At 38.1% G+C, this 2,682-nt stretch carries 4 protein-coding genes and 1 pseudogene; 1 reads left to right on the top strand and 4 read right to left on the bottom strand.

The window, feature by feature from the left end:
- Together RH85_RS20540 and RH85_RS20535 are read right to left on the bottom strand one after the other, a co-directional pair.
- Nucleotides 1-292 (bottom strand): annotated as a pseudogene (locus RH85_RS20540) (AAA family ATPase); the annotation flags it as partial.
- 513 nt (nt 293-805) lie between these two features.
- Nucleotides 806-1,339: a hypothetical protein gene (locus RH85_RS20535; RefSeq protein WP_039949499.1), complete on the bottom strand. Its 534-nt coding sequence runs from the start codon at nt 1,337-1,339 to the stop codon at nt 806-808.
- Nucleotides 1,340-1,438: 99 nt separating this feature from the next.
- Between RH85_RS20535 and RH85_RS20530 the strand changes: the two genes are divergently transcribed.
- Entirely contained in the window at nt 1,439-1,753 is a 315-nt protein-coding gene (locus RH85_RS20530; protein WP_006714669.1) for a helix-turn-helix domain-containing protein, read from the top strand.
- On the opposite strand, the gene greB is transcribed toward RH85_RS20530, so the two are convergent.
- Both greB and gmtX read right to left on the bottom strand, forming a co-directional pair.
- Nucleotides 1,750-2,229: a transcription elongation factor GreB gene (greB, locus tag RH85_RS20525; RefSeq protein ID WP_006714668.1), complete on the bottom strand. Its 480-nt coding sequence runs from the start codon at nt 2,227-2,229 to the stop codon at nt 1,750-1,752. The two genes, RH85_RS20530 and greB, sit on opposite strands and share 4 nt — an antisense overlap.
- Nucleotides 2,230-2,251: 22 nt before the next feature.
- On the bottom strand, nt 2,252-2,682 hold a 431-nt coding region (gmtX, locus tag RH85_RS20520; RefSeq protein WP_006714667.1), incomplete at its 5' end, for a gamma-mobile-trio protein GmtX.

The raw sequence follows: 2,682 nt of genomic DNA, 5'->3' as shown, positions 1-2,682 counted from the left end.
CAAGAGGAGTTCCTGTTTCTTTATCTACTGGTAACGGAGTTGAAAATGTTAAAGTACCTCCTAAATTAGGGGAGGATACTTTACTCCAAGATATCTTTTTACTATCTAATCCCATAACTTTTTGGGTAGTTGCTTTATCTACTAGAGTGCTTAAAGCCCTCGCCTCAACTTCCAGTCCGTCTTTTTTTATAGCATCACGTAATTTTAAAGTAGCCTTGATGACTTCAGGAGAAGGGTTGTCTTTTAATGCAAACCTACACAAGTTCGCTATAAGATTCATATGTTTAAGCATTTAGACGCTCTTGTTGCATTTTTTGTGGCTATTTATGCAACTATACATGCATTTCATGCAACAAAAAAGAGAAATAACGCAACGGAAATGGGTTTTCGTTGGCTTTTTGAAATGATTGTGTAAAACATGGGATCTAAAATTTCTTGAGTAAGTGTAGTGAGGGTAAATTCTGAGTCCAAAATCACGAATTTTCAGAGTCCGAGTCGTGATGTATGCAATCAAGTTCAAAAAATACTCTGTGGTTACGGAGTGTTTGTTGAACGTCACTATTAAGAAATTGAATTTATTTATGCATCAAATATTTTTCACTAGAGCTAAAATCATAGTGAAGGCGCATTGAGAGTATGTAAAAATGTTCTTTATTCAATCTGAAAAAGTACAGAGAATATCTTACTTGAAGTAATCGAGATGATTCTATTTTGGTTGTTGTTAGCCCAAGAATCGCCTGATAAAAAGTGAGTTTAACTCGGTACTTATTTATAGCTAGAGTAGTCTATTCCTTCTACAATTGTCTCAACACGATGTTCGTTCCTTTGTGAGGGTTTTCAGTACATTTGAAAGTACGTTCACTTTGCCAAGCAAAAAAGCAGAACGATCTCGAGCTTTTTCTAGTAACGGGGTTAATTTAGGCTCTAATTCAGGAAAGCGCTCTTTGAGGGAGCGACACTCTTCTACCTCACCGAGTGCAACTTCTAGCTCTCCCTTATAAGTATTACATTCTTTGAGTAAGACAGAAAAGTGATCAATACTATTCTTACTTTCGATTATTTCTCTCTCAATCATCCTTTTAGTGCTGAAGTGGTAGCTTTTGAAAAGATCTGTTTGAAAGTATTTTTTATTTCTTCCTTCCCCTTCGCCTCTTAGCCAGTTTTTCCGTTCAAACTGCCAGATTTGACGGTAAACACGTTTTCGAGCTTCATCGAGATCCGATGGTATATCTTTAATTGTTAGGTATGCATCTCTAGCTTCAATAACTGAAAAACCATCCATTTCATTTTCAATCAACAGCTTATGCATTATCGCACTGATTCTTTTAGAACGTTTCATTTCCGTTTATGATACCAAAAACTAAGGATTGCTTAGTATACAGAGATCGGTAAAACTAAGAAAATCTTAGTTACTTGGAATCTACAATATGAATAATAAGTGTCTTTCGACAATCCAATCCCAATACGTCTCAAAGACGCGCGAAAAAAAGCAAACCTCTCCCAAAAAGCATTGGGGGTTTGTATCGGTATGGATGAAAGTTCAGCCAGTCCGCGAATGAATCAGTACGAAAAAGGAAAGCATACTCCAGACGTGCGCACTCTAAAGCAGCTAGCGGATGAGCTAGGTGTGCCTTTGAATTACTTTTTTTGTGAGAATGAAAGTTCTGCTGAACTAGCTTGCTTGATTGCAAAAATGAGTGAAGAGAAGAGAAAAGAACTTATCAGCAAGTTGACAAGTTCTGAGGATGATTAAGATTTATCGTATTTTATTGAATTGATAAACCACTCTTTTCTACCTTCAGGGGTTGTAACCTCGAACTCATCATCGACTTCTTTTTTTAACAAAGCTCGAGCCATCGGTGAATCTATGGAAATATAGCCCTTTGCATCACCATAGATCTCTTCAGGCCCTACGATACGAAATTTTTTCACATCCCCATTATCATTTTCAATTTCAACCCACGCACCGAAGAACACTTTGCCTTCTTGCTGTGGAGAATAATCAACGATGGTGACATCAGGTAAGAACTTTCTTAAAAAACGAACACGGCGGTCTATTTGACGAAGTAAACGCTTGTTGAAGGTGTAGTCTGCGTTTTCAGATCGATCCCCAAGGCTTGCCGCCCATGTGACTATCTTTGTGATTTCAGGGCGCTTTTCATTCCATAAGTGATCATGTTCAGCTTTAAGTTTGTTGTAACCTTCTCTGGTGATTAGTTTGGTTTTCAATTCTACTTTCCAAATTCCGTTATTAGCACTGAAGTGATTTTTTTATCGCATCGATTGTAGCCACCGGTAAAAAAGACTTACCAGTATCTGATGAGACTATACTTCCGTTTGGTCCAAGCTCCAATTGGTGACGACGTAAAAACTCTGAAGACAGTAGATATTCTAATGCACTCCGTTCTAGTTCATTGAGCTTATATGACGTGACGGAAGAGTTTCCGCCATCAAACACTTCTATAACTTGGCTTATTGGTACAATTTCATGAAGTAAGCGCTCAGCCTCTTTCTTCTGCGAGTAAAGAATGTTCGCCTGTAGTTTTACTACCGGATCATCGAGTTCGTCTATCCATGCGTGCATTTTACCTTTACTAGTGCGCGGTATTGCTTTCGATTGCTCTGGATGCGTTGAAGCAAAACTTGCAATGAGAGTGCGATAAGGTCGGTGTTTTTCAAGAC

This window comes from Vibrio ichthyoenteri ATCC 700023 (genome assembly GCF_000222605.1).
Lineage (GTDB): Bacteria > Pseudomonadota > Gammaproteobacteria > Enterobacterales > Vibrionaceae > Vibrio > Vibrio ichthyoenteri.
The sequence above is the reverse complement of the archived record's forward strand: the minus strand, read 5'-3'. Positions and strand labels throughout refer to the sequence as shown.

Coding starts and splice junctions, on each gene's coding strand:
- RH85_RS20535 (WP_039949499.1), bottom strand. CDS start 1,339: ATGAAACGTTCTAAAAGAATCAGTGCGATAATGCATAAGCTGTTGATT.